General features: G+C 64.7%; 14 protein-coding genes. 3 read left to right on the top strand and 11 right to left on the bottom strand.

Going from position 1 to position 16,206, the window contains the following annotated elements; all coding sequences use genetic code 11:
- Positions 1–16: 16 nt before the first annotated feature.
- The 4 genes from QRN51_RS06275 to QRN51_RS06260 all read right to left on the bottom strand — a co-directional run bounded on the left by QRN51_RS06275 (position 17) and on the right by QRN51_RS06260 (position 3,641).
- Positions 17–1,609, bottom strand: coding sequence for an AMP-binding protein (locus QRN51_RS06275; protein ID WP_284989095.1), 1,593 nt, complete (start codon positions 1,607–1,609; stop codon positions 17–19).
- Between the two features lie 123 nt (positions 1,610–1,732).
- Complete coding sequence (locus tag QRN51_RS06270) at positions 1,733–2,089, bottom strand: YegP family protein (RefSeq protein WP_284989094.1); 357 nt, start codon at positions 2,087–2,089, stop codon at positions 1,733–1,735.
- Positions 2,090–2,284: 195 nt separating this feature from the next.
- Positions 2,285–3,148, bottom strand: a complete 864-nt coding sequence (locus tag QRN51_RS06265; RefSeq protein WP_284989093.1) for an HNH endonuclease — start codon at positions 3,146–3,148, stop codon at positions 2,285–2,287.
- 28 nt (positions 3,149–3,176) lie between these two features.
- On the bottom strand, positions 3,177–3,641 hold the full coding sequence (locus QRN51_RS06260) for a GatB/YqeY domain-containing protein (RefSeq protein ID WP_284989092.1): 465 nt from the start codon (positions 3,639–3,641) through the stop codon (positions 3,177–3,179).
- A 171-nt stretch (positions 3,642–3,812) separates the two neighbouring features.
- Between QRN51_RS06260 and QRN51_RS06255 the strand changes: the two genes are divergently transcribed.
- Positions 3,813–6,308, top strand: a complete 2,496-nt coding sequence (locus tag QRN51_RS06255) for an ATP-dependent Clp protease ATP-binding subunit (protein ID WP_284989091.1) — start codon at positions 3,813–3,815, stop codon at positions 6,306–6,308.
- A gap of 44 nt (positions 6,309–6,352) precedes the next feature.
- Here the strand turns inward: QRN51_RS06255 and QRN51_RS06250 are convergent, their stop codons facing one another.
- The 4 genes from QRN51_RS06250 to QRN51_RS06235 form a co-directional block, all read right to left on the bottom strand.
- Positions 6,353–7,219: an SDR family oxidoreductase gene (locus tag QRN51_RS06250; RefSeq protein ID WP_284989090.1), complete on the bottom strand. Its 867-nt coding sequence runs from the start codon at positions 7,217–7,219 to the stop codon at positions 6,353–6,355.
- Positions 7,220–7,672, bottom strand: a complete 453-nt coding sequence (locus tag QRN51_RS06245; RefSeq protein ID WP_284989089.1) for an SRPBCC family protein — start codon at positions 7,670–7,672, stop codon at positions 7,220–7,222.
- 144 nt (positions 7,673–7,816) lie between these two features.
- Positions 7,817–9,934 carry an ABC transporter permease subunit gene (locus QRN51_RS06240; RefSeq protein ID WP_284989088.1) on the bottom strand — a complete coding sequence of 706 codons (2,118 nt, stop codon included), beginning with the start codon at positions 9,932–9,934 and terminating at the stop codon, positions 7,817–7,819.
- An 8-nt stretch (positions 9,935–9,942) separates the two neighbouring features.
- On the bottom strand, positions 9,943–10,986 hold the full coding sequence (locus tag QRN51_RS06235; RefSeq protein ID WP_284989087.1) for a sugar ABC transporter substrate-binding protein: 1,044 nt from the start codon (positions 10,984–10,986) through the stop codon (positions 9,943–9,945).
- 16 nt (positions 10,987–11,002) lie between these two features.
- On the opposite strand from QRN51_RS06235, the gene QRN51_RS06230 reads away from it, so the two are divergent.
- Together QRN51_RS06230 and QRN51_RS06225 are read left to right on the top strand one after the other, a co-directional pair.
- The gene (locus QRN51_RS06230; protein ID WP_284989086.1) at positions 11,003–11,290 is read left to right on the top strand and encodes a hypothetical protein; all 288 of its coding nucleotides are present in this window, start codon (positions 11,003–11,005) and stop codon (positions 11,288–11,290) included.
- 290 nt (positions 11,291–11,580) lie between these two features.
- Positions 11,581–11,943 (top strand): SPW repeat protein, encoded by a 363-nt coding sequence (locus QRN51_RS06225; RefSeq protein ID WP_059389950.1) that lies wholly within the window; start codon positions 11,581–11,583, stop codon positions 11,941–11,943.
- 123 nt (positions 11,944–12,066) lie between these two features.
- Here QRN51_RS06225 and QRN51_RS06220 read toward each other — a convergent pair whose 3' ends face one another.
- The 3 genes from QRN51_RS06220 to QRN51_RS06210 form a co-directional block, all read right to left on the bottom strand.
- Positions 12,067–13,065 (bottom strand): zinc-dependent alcohol dehydrogenase family protein, encoded by a 999-nt coding sequence (locus tag QRN51_RS06220; RefSeq protein ID WP_284989085.1) that lies wholly within the window; start codon positions 13,063–13,065, stop codon positions 12,067–12,069.
- Positions 13,066–13,083: 18 nt separating this feature from the next.
- On the bottom strand, positions 13,084–14,952 hold the full coding sequence (locus QRN51_RS06215; RefSeq protein ID WP_284989084.1) for a glycoside hydrolase family 15 protein: 1,869 nt from the start codon (positions 14,950–14,952) through the stop codon (positions 13,084–13,086).
- A gap of 114 nt (positions 14,953–15,066) precedes the next feature.
- Positions 15,067–16,122 carry a zinc-dependent alcohol dehydrogenase family protein gene (locus tag QRN51_RS06210; protein ID WP_284989083.1) on the bottom strand — a complete coding sequence of 352 codons (1,056 nt, stop codon included), beginning with the start codon at positions 16,120–16,122 and terminating at the stop codon, positions 15,067–15,069.
- Positions 16,123–16,206: the final 84 nt, after the last annotated feature.

Below are 16,206 nucleotides of genomic sequence, written 5' to 3'. Positions count from 1 at the left end.
CCGGCGCGGACTGTCCCTAACCCCTAGCGCGCAGCTCCCGCCGAAGGATCTTTCCTGACGCCGACTTGGGAATCACCTCGACGAACTCCACCGATCGCACGCGCTTGAACGGAGCCACCCGCCCGGCGACGAACTCCATGACCTCCCCGTCCCCGAGCTCGGCCCCCGCCTGCCGGACGACGAACGCCTTCGGCACCTCTTCGCCGTCGTCCGCGTGGGTGCCGATGACCGCGGCGTCCGCAATCCGCGGGTGGGTGAGCAGGAGCGCTTCGAGCTCGGCGGGCGCAATCTGGTAGCCCTTGTACTTGATCAGCTCCTTGAGTCGATCGACGATCGTCACGACGCCGTCAGCCGTAACGGTCGCTATGTCGCCGGTGCGGAGGAAGCCATCCGGATCGATAGTCGCCGCTGTTGCGTCGGGCCGGTTCAGGTAGCCGAGCATGACCTGCGGGCCGCGGACAAGGAGCTGCCCGGGGGCGCTCGGTCCTTCGGCCGGGATGTCGATTTCTTCGTCCGTGGCGGGGTCGAGGAGCTTGCACTCGGTGTTCGGCACGGCGTAACCCACCGAGTCGAGCGGGACGTTCTCAGCGCCGTCGCGCGGGATGGCGTGGGAGACTGGGCTCAGCTCGGTCATGCCATAGCCCTGGAGCATCGTGCATCCGAGGCGCTTCGCAACAGCGTGTCCCAGTTCGCCATCGAGGGGAGCTGCTCCTGAAAGCACGACGCGCACGGACGAGAGATCGAATTGGTCCACCAGCGGATGCTTCGCCAGTGCGACGGCGATGGGCGGAGCGATGAAGAGGTACGTGCAGTGGTGGTCCTGGGTGATGCGGAGGAACTCGGCGAGGTCGAACTTCGGCATCGTGACGAGCCGGGCCCGCTCGCCGAGGGCCAGATTGAGCAGCACTGTCAGGCCGTAGATGTGGAAGAACGGCAGGACGGCGAGCAGCACGTCGTCGGGAGTCACGCGGAAGAAGGCACTGGACTGCGCGACGTTCGCCACGAGGTTGTACTGGCTCAACAGGACGCCCTTCGGTGTGCCGCTCGTGCCCGAGGAGTAGGGCACGACGGCGGCGGCATGCGGATCGACGCTCAGCGTGGGCGCGGGAAGGCCGGCGTCAATGATGTCCGCGAGCGAGGGATGACCCGCGGCCGAGGCGAGGTCGCCGCCGTCGAGCACCACGAGGCGCTCCGACGGAATGCCGGCGGCCTGGGCGGCGGCCGCCGCGCGTTCCAGGAAGGGCGAGACGGTGAAGAGCCAGGAGGCGCCGGCGTCGCTGAGCTGGCTGCCGACTTCATCGGCGGTATACAGCGCGTTGACCGTGGTGACGACGGCGCCCGCGCGGAGGACCCCGTGGAAGACGACCGCGAACGCGGGCACGTTGGGGCAGAAGAGGCCCACGGTGGTCCCGGGGCCGGACCCGTGGCCCGCGAGCCAGCCTGCGGTCGCGTCGATTCGGGTGACGAGTTGCCGGTAGCTCATTTCCGCGCCGGACGTGCCGTCCACGAGTGCGATCCGGTCAAGGTCCTCGCCGCTCAGCCCACCGAACAGATACTCATAGATCGTGACTTCGGGGATCTCGACATCAGCGTACGGGCTGGTGAACATTGCGGCTCCTTCAGCGCACGACGGCGGGAATCGCCGTCGTGCCACCATTACACCCGGCGGCGCGGGGCCGGGACAAGGGGCGCCGCGGCGGGATGGCCTGCAGCTTCCGGCTTCACGCCTCGTCTAAACCGGTGCGGGATGGTCGACCAGGGCAGGAGTATGCCAGGGTCGGGTGCGATCCCTTTGGGGGAGGGGACTGTGGTGCCGCGGCGGTGCGGGAAGCGGTGGCATCGCGGTGGGACCGGCTTGCCGAGCAACGGGGACCGGAGGCGTGGGCGCTGGTCCGCGTAGTGGGACTTCGGGGCAGAGATCGGTGATCAGGCCCATTCCTGCGTATTCGCGGACGTCACTGATGCCGCTCACTGCAGCGCGCTTGTCGGGAAAGGACTTGGAGACGGCTACCACCGTTCCGTCCGGCGCCTTGAGCCTGAATCTGAAGCTCGTGTCCTCGTCGATGAAGAGTTCAAACATCCCGGTCATGCATATCCTCCTGAACAGCGGGCGGCGCGTGACGCCCGGTAGGTCTCGCCGGGACCGGGGCGCGACGTTGCGCCCCGGTGTTTCAGCCGGCAAATGGATCATCTGACTCACAGTGCGTGGTGCTCGCCACACGGTGTAGTTAACCAAAATACGGTGAAGAACCCTGGCTGGCTAGTGCAATGGACGGCCCAATGGTCACCGTTGCTCGAGGATCCGGTGCGCGGCGTCCTGGGCCGCCAATGCCCTGTCGTCTACAATTTGGCCGGGCAAGTGGCCGGCGGCGGCGATGGCCCGCCGCAATTCCGCCACGGTACGAGGGGTGCCCACGCCCCGGTGCGCCATCGCGTGGCAGTTGGCACACAACGGGACGAGGTCCGCGATCGGGTCCAGCCGGTAGTCGCTGCCAAGCTGTGAAACCGGAACCACGTGATGGACGTGGATGTAGTCTTTGCCGATGTCGCCGTAGCTTACTTCGAAGGAGAAGGTGCATGCGGCACAGGACGTTCCGTGGAAAGCCAGGCAGATGCGGCGGGCTTCAGGGTCCCGCTCGTAGCGGTTCGTTTCAATGCGGCTGACGGCTCCTTCCGGGTAGGTCCCCGGAACAGTCTGGAACGGCTCGGACGCCGCTGGGCCGTGCTCCCGCCACACGCGCTGAAGAGCAGGTTCTGACGATGACGGAATAGACCGCCCCGAACCGCGGAAGCGATTCCAGGCCACGTCCGGCACCTCCCTGGAGAGGACACTCGACGGGATCTGGCCGCCGAGGGGGAGCAAGGCATCGAAGGCCACGCTCACGTACCGCGCAATACCCTTCGGCTCGGTGCGTTGTGGCGCTTCGTAGCTTTCGGACATCACGACGCTGTGTCCGATCAGCCCGCGTCCGTGGACTCCTCCGCCTTGCAGGAGAAGCCATGCTTGGTTGCCCGGCTGGATCTTCCGGTGTTGCCCGACGTTCCACCGCTCCAGGAATTGACCGGTTTCGGCGACCTGCTCGATCACAGCCTCGTAGTTCCAGTCGTTCCAAAGCCGTGGATTCCATCCCAGGATGATGGCTGCCATGGCTGCTCCTCCCTGCGTGCCGGTGAATCTATGCGAGCCGGGTCCGGACGATTTCGCTGACGGCCTTGCCGTCGAAGCGGCCGGCGACCTTTGCTGTGACGGGCTTCATCACGGCGCCCATCTGCTTGATCGTGGGTTCCTGGCCGCTGGCTTGCAATGCGGCGATTGCCTCGTCGACGATGCCCTCGACTTCGGCGAGCGTCAGCATTTCGGGCAGGTACGCCTCTATCACTTCTGCTTCGGCGATTTCCGCCGCGGCGCGCTCGGCCTCGCCGGCCTCCGTGTAAATGCGGGCAGTGTCCCTGCGCTTGGCGGCTTCCTTCTGCAGCAGGGCCGTCACCTGGGTGTCGTCCAGCTCGATGGGTGTCTTTCCGGACTTCTCTCGCGTCTCGATTTCGCCCAGGACGTTACGGACCGTCGTGAGCGCAGTTTTGTTGCGGTCCTTCATGTGGACAACGACGTCGGCGTGCAGGCGTTGCTTCAGGGTGCTCATGGTAATTCCCTCTACTTGGTGGTTGTTTTCATTCTTCACGGTCTTGACCGTCCGCGCGGAAGAGCCATGCAGGCGGCTGGACCGTTATCTAAAATTCTGCGTCCGGCGATCCCCCACGAAGGCCCTCAGCGACGTAGCATCAAGGTAGGCGGCTGCCAGGAGTGTGGCGAAATGTTTGAGAGATTTACGGACCGTGCCCGTCGCGTTGTTGTGCTTGCCCAAGAAGAGGCACGCATGCTCAACCATAACTACATTGGTACTGAACACATCCTGTTGGGACTGATCCAGGAGGGTGAGGGGGTCGCCGCCAAGGCGCTTGAGTCGATGAGCATTTCGCTCGATGGCGTCCGCGAGCAGGTGCAGGAGATCATCGGCCAGGGCCGCCAGGCCCCCTCCGGGCACATCCCCTTTACGCCGCGCGCCAAGAAGGTGCTTGAGCTCGCCCTCCGGGAAGCCTTGCAGCTCGGCCACAACTACATCGGTACCGAGCACATCCTGCTCGGCCTCATCCGCGAGGGTGAAGGTGTTGCCGCGCAGGTCCTGGTCAAGCTTGGTGCCGACCTCGGTCGGGTCCGCCAGCAGGTCATCCATTTGCTCTCCGGCTATGAGGGCAAGGACCCCAGCGGGATGGTCGCCGGACCGAGCCAGGCCGAGGTTGCTCCCGCCGGTTCGGTGGTGCTGGACCAGTTCGGCCGCAACCTTACCCAGGCAGCGCGTGAGAACAAGCTCGATCCTGTGATCGGCCGCGAGCTGGAGATGGAACGCGTCATGCAGGTCCTCTCCCGCCGCACCAAGAACAACCCCGTGCTGATCGGTGAGCCGGGCGTCGGCAAGACGGCCGTCGTCGAGGGCCTTGCCCAGGCGATCGTCCGGGGCAACGTGCCCGAGAGCCTGAAGGACAAGCAGCTCTACACGCTCGACTTAGGCTCCGTGGTGGCCGGTTCCCGTTACCGGGGGGATTTCGAAGAGCGCCTGAAGAAGGTCCTGAAGGAAATCCGGACCCGTGGGGACATCATCCTCTTCATCGACGAGATCCACACGCTCGTGGGTGCCGGTGCCGCCGAGGGTGCCATCGATGCCGCGTCCATCCTCAAGCCGTTGCTGGCGCGTGGTGAACTCCAGACCATCGGGGCCACCACCTTGGATGAGTACCGCAAGCACATTGAGAAGGACGCCGCTTTGGAGCGCCGCTTCCAGCCGATCCAGGTCCAGGAACCGTCAGTTGCCGACACTGTTGAGATCCTCAAGGGCCTGCGTGACCGTTACGAAGCGCACCACCGGGTGACCATCACCGACGGCGCACTGGCGGCCGCGGCGAGCCTCTCGGAGCGGTACGTTTCGGACCGCTTCCTGCCGGACAAGGCGATCGACCTGATCGATGAAGCCGGTGCACGGCTTCGCATCCGCCGCATGACCCGTCCGCCGGAGCTCAAGGCGATGGATGCACGCATCGCCGAGGTGAAGATGGAGAAGGAATCCGCCATCGACGCCCAGGACTTCGAAGGCGCCGCGTCGCTGCGCATGAAAGAGCAGAAACTTGTCGCCGAGCGCCGGGAAAGGGAGCTCAAGTGGAAGTCCGGCGGCACCGACGGCAACGCCGAGGTGGACGAGGAGCTGATTGCCGAAGTTCTCGCGAACTCCACCGGCATCCCGGTCTTCAAACTCACCGAGGAAGAATCCAGCCGCCTGCTCAAGATGGAGGAGGAGCTGCACAAGCGCGTCATCGGGCAGAATGAAGCGATTAATTCCGTGTCGCGTGCAATCCGCCGCACGCGTGCCGGCCTGAAGGATCCCAAGCGCCCGGGTGGCTCGTTCATCTTCGCCGGGCCCACGGGTGTCGGCAAGACCGAGCTCGCCAAAGCATTGGCGGAATTCCTCTTTGCCGATGAGGATGCACTCATCACGCTGGACATGTCCGAGTACTCGGAAAAGCACACCGTGTCCCGTCTCTTCGGTGCCCCTCCGGGCTACGTCGGCTACGACGAGGGCGGGCAGCTGACCGAGAAGGTCCGGCGTCGTCCGTTCTCCGTGGTGCTGTTCGACGAAGTGGAGAAGGCCCACGCCGATCTCTTCAACTCGCTGCTGCAGATCATGGAAGACGGCCGCCTGACGGATAGCCATGGCCGCGTGGTGGACTTCAAGAACACGGTGATCATCATGACCACCAACCTGGGCACGCGGGACATCTCCAAGAGCGTCGCGACGGGCTTCCAGTCCGGCACGGACACCACCACCGGGTACAACCGGATGCGGGCACGGGTCACGGAGGAGCTCAAACAGCAATTCCGTCCCGAGTTCCTCAACCGCGTTGACGACGTCATCGTCTTCCCGCAGCTCACGCAGGACGAGATCATCGAGATCGTGGACCTGATGATCCGTCGCTTGGAACAGCATCTGGCGGATAAGGACATGGGCATCGAGCTTACGGACGCGGCCAAGGTCCTGTTGGCCACCCGCGGCTACAACCCCGCCATGGGTGCCCGGCCGCTGCGCCGGACCATCCAGCGCGAGATCGAGGACCAGCTTTCCGAGAAGATCCTCTTCGGCGAACTGCACCCGGGCGACATCGTGGTGGTCGACGTCGACGGCGAAGGCGACGAGGCCAAGTTCACCTTCGCGGGCAACGCCAAGCCGCGCATCCCCGACGCGCTGCCGGCCGTGGGCTGACGCGGGTCAACAGACTGCGCCGTGCGGCCGCCGTCGTGCCTGCCTCAGAGAAGTTTGTGCCCGAGGCTGGTGAGCAGGCGCGCGACGGCGTCCTCCGCGGTTGGCGGCGGGCCGAAGACCTCGCGCTGCAGTGAGGTATCGGCGACGTAGCGGCCGGTCCCGAACCACTCCATCATCGCCTGAAAGTCCGGCCCCATCTGGTTGATCGGGTTAAGGACGAGCTCGATCTGCCGGCCGAGCATTCGGGAAGAGATATCGGCGATGTCCTGCATGGTGACCGGCCGGTCCCAGCCGATGTCGATGCGCTGCCCCTCGACGCCGCTCGCGTCGACTGCCGCCGCGAGGTACCCGGCGAGGTCACTGGCAAGAACGTACGTCAGGGGAACACTCGAAGACCCGAACCACCTGAGCCGCCCTTCGCTGAAAGGGTCGCCGAATCGAGCGATCTGCTCAAGGAAAGCGCCCGGGCGCAGGGCCACAAACGGGACGCCGAGCTCCTCCAGGCGATCCTCGGTCAGTTTCTTGTGCCAGAAGTGTGGAACCTCCGGGGTCTGATCGCACGTGAGGATGCTAGTGAGGACAAATCGGCGAATACCGGCGCGGCTGGCCGCGTCGACGAGGTTGATGTTGCCCACCGTGTCCGTGACAGGGGTGTCGCCTTCCCGGTGATGGGTGTATCCGGCCGCCGAGGTGATCACAGCGTCGACGCCGTCCATGGCGTGCGCAAGCGACTCGGGGTCCATCATGTCGCCACGGGCGATCGTGGCCCCTAGCGGCTCAAGGCGGCCCGCATCCGAACCGGGCCGCACCAACGCGCGGACCTGTTTTCCGCCCGCCAGCAGCCTCGACACCACCTGGCTGCCAAGCATCCCGGTGCCGCCGACCACAAGCACTGGTCCACGGTCGGTCATTTATTCCTCCACCTCGCCGCGCCACCCACCGGTTTCGTTTCCACGCGACTCGATGAACTCCTTGAATTTCTTCAGGTCGGCCTTCACCTGCATCTCGTCTATCTGGAGTGCGGCTCCGGCCTTCTCCATAAAAGTCTCGGGCGACCATTCGAAATGGACCTTGACGTGCGTGTGGTTGTCGTCGAGCGGCGAAAACCTGATGATGCCGGCGTGCGATTTGCCGTCAATACTGCGCCACGCAATCCGGTCGTCGAGTTCCTGGTCGACTATCTCCGTATCGAAGGCCAGTTCCACGCCTCCTACCTTGGTGACCCAATGGTTGGTCGTGTCGCTCAACTGGGTTACGGATTCCACCCCGGACATGAATCGGGGAAACGACTCAAACTGCGTCCACTGGTTATAAGCCGTACGGACGGGGACCGCCACATCAATCGTTTCTTCAACCTTTCGCATCTTTCCTCCTCGCTCGGACTTGCGTGGGCTGGCCGCAGGGAGTGCCGCTCGGACCACCCCTCCGGGTAGCCAGCCACTCTTGAACGTTAAGCCTGCTGATAATCCAAGTCCAGACCTGCCACGACCGCTGGGCCCGGCGCCTCCTCAGGTCCGGGAGCGTCCGCGGCGCGCGACGGCGTCGATCGTCACGGCCGCGACGAGAACCAGCGCCGTGACCACGTACTTGGCCGGTGCGCTGTAGCCCTGCAGGCCCATGCCGTTATCGATCGTGGCGATCACGAGGCCGCCCAGGACTCCGTGCAGCACCTTGCCGCGGCCGCCGAACAAACTGGTCCCGCCGATCACCGCGGCGGCCACGGCGTAAAGCACCAGCGTGCCGCCGTCGTACGAGGTCGAGACGGAGCGGAGGCGCGACGCGTAGACGATTCCGCCGATCCCTGCAGTGAAGGAAGCGAGGATGAAGGCGAGGGTGCGAATACGGGCAAGGTTCACGCCGCCCCGCCGAGCGGCCTCGGCGTTGCCGCCAATGGCGTAGACGTAGCGACCGAACCGGGTTCGCCCAAGCAGCAGGGTCCAGGCGGCGAGGACTCCGAGCACCACGAGAAGGACCCACGGAACGCCACTGATTTCGACCAGGATTCCGCGGTCCGTATTGCAGAGCCAGACGATCGCCACACCGGCGGCGAGCACCGCCGCGATCTTCAGGGCGCTTACACTGGCGGGCGGCGCGACGAGCCCGGTGTTGCGCCGGCGGGCGTCCCGCAGCCACGTCCACGTGCTGAACGCGCCGACGACCACGAGCATGAGGATCCAGCTGGTGACCGGGCTGAGGTTGCCGCTCGCGATGTTATTGATGACATTGTCGTTGATGGGCACGACGCCGCCGCTGCCAAGGATGATGAGCATCACGCCAAGCCAGCCGAGCTGGCCGCCAAGAGTCACGACGAACGACGGCAGGCCGAGCCGAGTGATGATCGTCCCGTGGAGCAGTCCGATCCCGGCGCAGCCAAGCAGGCCGACGGCGATCGCCGCCCACCACGGCCAACCGGTGGACTCCTGCACGAGTTCGGCCATGATGACGCCGCCCACTCCACCGACGTACCCGATGGACAAGTCGATTTCGCCGAGCAGGAGCACGAAGACCTGGCCCATTGCGAGCAGCATGAAAACGGAACCCTGGATGAGCAGGTTCACCATGTTCCCGGGAGTCAGGAAGTTCGGGTTCAGCGATTGGAATAGTACCGAGATGAGCAACAGGCCCGCGAGAACCGGAAGCACTCCGCTCTCGCCGCCCCGGACCCGCGCGAACGCAGCGCGGAAATATTCGGGGAGCGACGTCGCGGTGATGTCCGGATTCAACGCCAAGGCGGCCTTCCGCTTGGCTGCCGCCGTGGTCGGCTCGTCCTGGAGCACCGCCGCTGCGGAAGGGAGCGGACCCTTGGCGGCGGTGAGCTGGCGGTTCGACGGCGGTGGAGGCGCGAGTTCCGGCCTTGCCCGATCGGAGAACCCCGTGGTCATCAGGTCAACCACGATCTGCCGGTCCATTTCCGTGACAGGCCGGATAGCCACCAGCTGCCCGAGCCTGAGCACGGCGATGCGGTCCGCGACTTCGAACACGTCGTTCATATTGTGTGAGACGACGATGACGGCCACTCCACGGTCGGCGAGCTGGCGGATCAGGTGAAGGACCACCTCCGTCTGGGCGACGCCGAGGGCAGCGGTGGGCTCGTCCATGATGACGAGCTTCGAGTTCCACAGCACCGATTTCGCGATCGCCACCGACTGGCGTTGCCCTCCGGACAGCGACGCGACGGGTTGCCGGATCGACCGCACTGTTGTCACGGCCAGGCTCGTCAGTGTCTCCCGGGCCGCGATCTCCATGCTCTCCTCGTCGAGGAGGAAATGTCGCAGGCGTTCGCGGCCGAGGAACAGGTTCTGCACGATGTCGAGGTTGTCGCAGAGTGCCAGGTCCTGGTACACGGTCTCGATGCCGAGCGCCGCGGCTTCGTGCGGCGAGTTCAACCGTACGGGCTGGTTTTCCCAAAACAGCTGCCCGTCGTCGGGGGTGTGAATGCCGGCAACGCATTTGATCAAGACCGATTTGCCCGCGCCGTTGTCGCCGGCAAGCGCAGTCACCTTGCCGATCGGCACCTCAAGGGTGATGTCGACCAGTGCCTGCACCGGCCCGAAGTTCTTGTCGATGCCCTCCAGCCGAAGCAAGGGCCCGACGTCGGCGGGGTCCGGGGCTGCCAACTCACTCATCGTTCGGACTACTGGATACCTGCCGCGGTGCACGCGTCCTTCACTTGCGAGATGCACAGCGAAGAACTCGTTACGGCGCCGTCTTTGACGACAGTGTCCGCCATGTTCTTCGTGGTCACCCACAGCGGGGTCAGCAGGACCGATGCGACATCGGACTTCGCGGTGTCGTCCGTGGTCTTGCCGTTGACGAGGGTTGACGGAACGGTGACGCCCGCCCGAAGGTAGAGCGCTGCCGCGGCCGCAGCCTGGGCCTCAAAGTAGATCGGCTTGTACACCGTTCCGCACTGGTAGCCCTTCAGGATGTTCTGGAGGCCGGACAAGGACGCATCCTGTCCCGTCGTCGGGAAGGTCTTGGCGGGAATCTGCTTGCTCTGCAGGTAGGCGATCACCGCGTTGGCATTGTCGTCGTTCGGCGTGACAACCGCGTTGATGTTCGGGTGGGCAGTGTATTGCTGGGCGAACGTCGTCTGAGCCACTGACGGTGTCCACGTGCCCGCCGGCTCTCCTACGTTGACGTACTCGCCATTGTCGAAGTGCGGCTTGAGTACGCCGTTGTAACCTTCGGCGAACAGCTTCGCGTTGTTGTCGGTCGGGTCGCCATCCATGACCAGGATGTTTGGCTTGGTGACTTTCCAGTCAGCGATGCACGTGATTTCGCCTTGGCCGATGAGCTGACCAACCTTGACGTTGTCGAAGCTGACATAGGTGCGATCTTTTGTCCCGCCTTTGACGAGCCGGTCATAGTCGATCACTTTGACGCCGCGCGCACTGGCGGCCGCCTCGATGGCCGCGCCCGAACCGGAGTCCAGGGCGTCCACAAGCAGCACCGATGCGCCGGCCGTGATATCAGCCTCGGCTTGGGTCTGCATCGTGCTTGCGCTGCCCTGCGCGTTGTCGATTTTGAACTTGGAGGAATCGAGTCCCGCGGCTTCGAATGCCTTCTTCAGGAACGGGGCGTCGAAAGTCACGTATCGCGCCGAGGTTGTGGTGTCCGGCAGCAGTACGCCCACCATGCCCTTGCCTTGTGAAGCGAGCGACGTGAGCTGTTTCATTGCCGAGAAATCGGCCGTGAACGCATCCGCAGATATCTGCGGTACAGCTCCTCCGGAACTTGCGGTGCTCGACGACGACGAAGATGTGCCCGTGCTCGAACACGCGGCGAGTGCCGTGATAGCGATGGTTGCAATGAAGGCGGTTCCGGCGCCTCGTGCCGGGACCTTCATGTTTAGCATTTCTTTCCTTCTGTTGGTTGCGACTGCAGGCGACCTGGCGGGGTCGGGCCGGAACCTGGGCGTTGGCGGCGGACGCAAGTCCACGCCGGAGGCCACGGCGGTTCGCACCAACGGACGTCGCTGAGTCAGCACCGGGCTGACTGCGACTTTACGACCAGCGACTCGATATCACGGGGTCCTCTCCGGACGGACGTGCCGGGCGACGCCGGGCACGTCCGTCGATGTTGCTCTATGACTACGTTCTAGACCGGAAGTCCCCTCTTAGCAAGGCTTCGCGCGCGGCAGGATTCGACGACGGCGGTCCAATACCGCACGCGTCTGTCGGGAAGTAGCTGCGCGCGGATTTTGTTACACCAATACCGGAGCACTTGCTTGGTGCCCCGGAATGCAGTCCACATCACAGAGGTGGGTTCAATGAAGAAATGGACGCGATGGCAGGATTGGGTCACGGTTGTCGCCGGTCTCTATGCTGCTTTATCGGTCATCTGGACCACGGCCGCCGGCTCGTCGGCTGCCTTGATGGTCGTATTCGGCGCTTTGCTGATCGTTAGCGGTGTGATCAATCTGGCCATGCCCGGAACGCCGGTCATGGAGTGGGTGCAGGCGGCCTTTGGTGCCTTGCTGTTCCTTTCGCCGTGGCTAGGCTCGTACTCCATGCAAGCCGGAGTCGCTTGGACATCGTGGATCGCTGGCCTGGTGGCGCTCGTCGTCACCGCGATGGCGATCAAGCCCAGCACCGAGGAACATCGGCATCACATGGTCAGCCCTTCGCACTGAAGTCTTCAACGCGATGTGCTGAAACGCTGAACAGCGGAATACCGACCGGCGGGCCGTTATCGGACCCGCCGATCGCCGTTTATGATCCCGTCTGCTTGTCTGCGATGCGGGGACATCCGCTGTTCAGACTGTCAGGACGGCAGCTCCGGTAACACGGCTAGCGGCCAAATCCCGGAGCGCCTGGTCGGCCTGAGCCAACGGATACGCCGTCGTGGTGGGAGCCAGCGGGATTTCCGCGGCCAGGGACCAGAATTCTTCGCCGTCTGCCCGGGTGTTGGCAGTGACGCTGCGGAGCTGCCGCTCATAGAAGAGGTCGGCGGAATAGTTCAAGGGCGGTATGTCGCTGAGGTGGATGCCGGCAATGGCGAGGGTCCCGCCCCGGCCCAATGCCTTGAGGGCGACAGGGACGAGGTCCCCGGCAGGGGCAAACAGTATCGCCGAGTCGAGTGGGTCTGGCGGGGATTCGTACGCGTCGCCCACAAACACCGCACCCAGCTTCCGCGCCAGTTCACGGGCAGACTCCGAACGCGTCATCACGTACACCTGCGCCCCTTGGTGGCGCGCCATCTGCGCCGTGAGATGGGCGGATCCTCCGAAACCATAGATGCCCAGTCGGCCGCCCTCCGGAACAGCGGCCCGTTTGAGCGCCCGGTACCCGATGATGCCGGAGCACAACAGAGGGGCTGCCTGTTCGTCCGAAAACCGGGGCGGGATGGCATAGGCAAAATCCTCGGACACCGTGAGTTGTTCGGCATAGCCACCGTCCCTGTCCCAACCCGTGAAGACGGGGGAGAGGCAAAGGTTCTCGTCACCGCGGCGGCAAAACCCGCAGCTCCCGCAGGTTCCACCCAGCCAGGCCACTCCGACCCGGTCACCGCGCCGGAACCTCACGCACCCTTCGCCCGCCTCGCTGACTATTCCTACCGCTTCGTGGCCGGGGACTACATTCGGCATCCGAGGGGTGAGGTCGCCCTCTGCCAGATGCAGATCCGTGCGGCAGACACCACAGGTCCGGACTCTGACCAGAAGCTCATGCACTCCTGGTTGAGGATCGGGGCGTTCGCCCCAGACAAGCGGCCCGGATTCAATCGGAGCTGGTTCCCGGACCCACCACGCACGCATCGGCTTCGCCCCTCGCCGCTAGCCCTGATTCCGCGTGGTAGCGCCAGCCTTTGCGGCCCGCCGCTCCGCTTTCAGCAGGCGCAGGCCGCTGGCCAGCACGCCCACATGGCTGAACGCCTGCGGGAAGTTGCCGAGGAACTCTCCGGTGTCCGGGTGGATCTGCTCCGGTAGCAGCCCCAGTGAATTCGCACGGCTGCAGAGGGACTCATAGAGTTCATGGGCTTCATCCACGCGCCCTTGTCCTGCCAGGTTGTCCACCAGCCAGAAGCTGCAGAGGAGGAACGCCCCTTCGTTTCCGGGCAGACCGTCGGGAGAAACCGATGGCAGGTAGCGGAACAAAAGTCCGTTGCCGGCGTCGAGCTCCGCCGCGATCGCTTTCGTCGTGGAAACCATCCGGGGATCGTCGAAATCAATGACGTTGCGGACGGGAAGGGTCAAGAGCGACGCGTCGAGACCGCCGTTGCCACCTAGGTTCTCGGTAAAGGTGCGCCGCCGGGGATCCCATGATTGTGTCAGGGCAGCCTGCCGGATTTGACGGGCAGTGGCCTCCCACCGGCGTTTGGGATAGGGAAGCCCGTCCCTGCGCGCGATCTGGATGGCGCGGTCGATCGCGACGTAACATAACGCCGCCGAGTAGGTGAAGGGCCTGCTCTTGTCCCGGATTTCCCAAGGCCCCGAGTCGGGAACCCTCCAGCTCCTGATGGCCATTTCCACAATGGGTACCAATGCGGCCCAGAGCCGCTCATCCACTCGCTTGCCGCTGCCCGACCACTGGTAGGCGATATCGACGATTTCACCGTACACATCGTGCTGGAGTTGGTGGCGGGCGCCGTTTCCCCACCGGACCGGGGCCGAGCCGCGGTATCCGCGCAAGTGCGGGTCCTCGACCTCATCGGGCGGCTGGGAACCGTCCAGGGCGTACATGACGTGCGGGGCACCGTCCCGCTCGACGTTGGTCAGGACCCAGGCAAGGAAGACGTCCGCATCACTGGGATCGCCAATGCGCCTGAACACATAGTTGGAGAACGAGGCGTCGCGCACCCATGTGTACCGGTAATCCCAATTCCGGGACGTTCCCGGCCACTCCGGCAACGAAGAGGTAGCGGCGGCCAAGATGGCCCCCGTCTCGGCGTGGTCCAGCATCTTCAGCGTCAGGGCCGAACGCTTCATCAACTCCGCCTGGGAGCCTTCGCAATCCAGGTTTGATGCCCACCGGCGCCACGCATACACGGTCTGGTCAATGAGCTTCTTGCTCTCCGGATGCTGACGGAGCCGGAACCGCCCGGACCAGTGCAGGACCATGGTCAGGGTCTCTCCCGCGCGAAGCGTCAACTCGGCGGACAGGCCACGGCCGTCGGGGATGAGTTCAACGGAAGACCATAGGTAGACCTCGTGGACTCCGTCCTGCCGCCAATCAAACCTCCAGCCGGTAGCCAGGGTGTCAAAAGTGACACCGGTCTTCGGTATCAGGCTGATGCGCAGCGGGACGTCGCCGCCCACGGCTCGAGCGTGCCGCAGGAGTTCGGAACGGCCGGCCGGCACCGGCTCCGACAAGTCGGCACCCGCACGCAACGTCAGCCCGTCCGTCACCTGCAGCACGCCACGATCGGACACAAGGGACGTGACCAGCACGCAGGAATCCTCGGTGTAGCGCTGGGAGGATGCCAGGGTGCGAACAGGAGCTATTTCAAAACGGCCGCCTGATTCCGCGTCGAGGATCCCGGCAAGGAACGGTGGACTGTCGAATTCCGGCAAGCAAAGCCAGGTAATGGCGCCGTCCCGTCCCACCAAAGCGCAGGTGGACCCGTCTCCAATGAGTCCGTGATCCTCGATGGGCAAATACCCGTCCTGGTTAACCACCGGGCGCGCAGGGGCACCAGTGATCATTTTGTTCGCTCCTTTGGGTTCAGGCGAGGCTTCCTATATGGATTCTCTCGCCGTTCCCGCGTGCACGCCACAGTCCACCTATCCCGCAAGAAGCTGCGGGTTCCGCCCATGGCCTCAGGGAGTGAGCAGGACCTTGATGGAGCGCCGTTCGTCCATGGCGCGGTAGGCCTCGGGCGCTTCCTCGAGCGGCATCACGGTGTCGAAGACCCTGCCCGGGTTGATCTTTCCGTCAAGCACGTCGGCGAGCAGTTCCGGGATGTAGGTGCGGGCCGGGGCCATGCCGCCGGCAATCGAAATGTTCGTGTCGAACAAGTAGCGCAAGGGGGCCTCAGCTCCGCCTGTCGGGACACCGACAAAGCCGAGGGCGCCGCCCGGGCGGACACTGTGCAGTGCCTGTTCCATGGACTCCTTGGTCCCGACGCACTCCAACACGGAGTCGGCCAAAACGCCTCCCAGCAATTCGCGGACCTTGGCTACGCCATCTTCGCCACGTTCAGCGACGATGTCTGTTGCGCCGAATTCAAGGGCAATAGCCTGGCGGTCGGCATGCCGCGACATCGCGATGATTCGTTCTGCTCCGAGCCGCTTTGCTGCGAGCACGCCGCAGAGCCCGACTGCGCCGTCGCCGACGACGACGACGGTCCTGCCGGGGCCGACCTTCGCCGCGAGGGCGGCGTGGTGGCCGGTGGCCATCACATCCGAGAGCGTCAGCAAGCTCGCGCGGAGGGCGTCGTCGGGTTCCGTGATGCCGGGAACCTTGACGAGCGTGGACTCGGCGAGCGGCACGCGCACGGCCTGGCCTTGGCCGCCGTCGATCGCGTGACCGCTGTCATCCTTGCCGCCCCAACCTGCCAAATGATCGCAGGCAACTGTGACGCCGTTCAAGCATTGCGGGCAGGCCCCGCAGCTGACCACGAACGGAGCGATCACGAAATCGCCGGGCGCCAGGGCGGTGACGTCGTCGCCAATGCTTTCCACCGTGCCGATGAATTCATGTCCGATGGCCGAAGGCTGGTGGGTGGGCTTTACGCCGCGGTAGGGCCAAAGGTCCGATCCGCAGACGCAGGAGGCAGTGACTTTGACGACGACGTCGGTGGGCAGCTGGACCGTCGGGTAGTTACGGTCTTCAACGCGGATGTCGCCGGGACCGTGGATGATGGTGGCGCGCATGGGGCTCCTCAAATGGTGGTTGTTGGGCTTGAATCGAGTCTATCCCCGGCATGCCCGTGGTCTTGTACTGGCCGGTAGCTCAGC

Origin of the sequence: Arthrobacter sp. efr-133-TYG-120, assembly GCF_030209785.1 — a bacterium.
Taxonomy (GTDB): domain Bacteria; phylum Actinomycetota; class Actinomycetes; order Actinomycetales; family Micrococcaceae; genus Arthrobacter.
Note: the sequence above shows the minus strand (reverse complement) of the source record. Positions and strands in the feature narration are given on the sequence as shown.

Excerpts from the sequence above, each read along its gene's own strand:
- QRN51_RS06245 (WP_284989089.1), bottom strand. The coding sequence starts at position 7,672 with ATGCGAAAGGTTGAAGAAACGATTGATGTGGCGGTCCCCGTCCGTACG.
- QRN51_RS06225 (WP_059389950.1), top strand. The coding sequence starts at position 11,581 with ATGAAGAAATGGACGCGATGGCAGGATTGGGTCACGGTTGTCGCCGGT.
- QRN51_RS06220 (WP_284989085.1), bottom strand. The coding sequence starts at position 13,065 with ATGCGTGCGTGGTGGGTCCGGGAACCAGCTCCGATTGAATCCGGGCCG.
- QRN51_RS06255 (WP_284989091.1), top strand. The coding sequence starts at position 3,813 with ATGTTTGAGAGATTTACGGACCGTGCCCGTCGCGTTGTTGTGCTTGCC.
- QRN51_RS06270 (WP_284989094.1), bottom strand. The coding sequence starts at position 2,089 with ATGACCGGGATGTTTGAACTCTTCATCGACGAGGACACGAGCTTCAGA.
- QRN51_RS06240 (WP_284989088.1), bottom strand. The coding sequence starts at position 9,934 with ATGAGTGAGTTGGCAGCCCCGGACCCCGCCGACGTCGGGCCCTTGCTT.
- QRN51_RS06250 (WP_284989090.1), bottom strand. The coding sequence starts at position 7,219 with ATGACCGACCGTGGACCAGTGCTTGTGGTCGGCGGCACCGGGATGCTT.
- QRN51_RS06275 (WP_284989095.1), bottom strand. The coding sequence starts at position 1,609 with ATGTTCACCAGCCCGTACGCTGATGTCGAGATCCCCGAAGTCACGATC.
- QRN51_RS06210 (WP_284989083.1), bottom strand. The coding sequence starts at position 16,122 with ATGCGCGCCACCATCATCCACGGTCCCGGCGACATCCGCGTTGAAGAC.
- QRN51_RS06235 (WP_284989087.1), bottom strand. The coding sequence starts at position 10,986 with ATGAAACAGCTCACGTCGCTCGCTTCACAAGGCAAGGGCATGGTGGGC.
- QRN51_RS06265 (WP_284989093.1), bottom strand. The coding sequence starts at position 3,148 with ATGGCAGCCATCATCCTGGGATGGAATCCACGGCTTTGGAACGACTGG.
- QRN51_RS06215 (WP_284989084.1), bottom strand. The coding sequence starts at position 14,952 with ATGATCACTGGTGCCCCTGCGCGCCCGGTGGTTAACCAGGACGGGTAT.
- QRN51_RS06260 (WP_284989092.1), bottom strand. The coding sequence starts at position 3,641 with ATGAGCACCCTGAAGCAACGCCTGCACGCCGACGTCGTTGTCCACATG.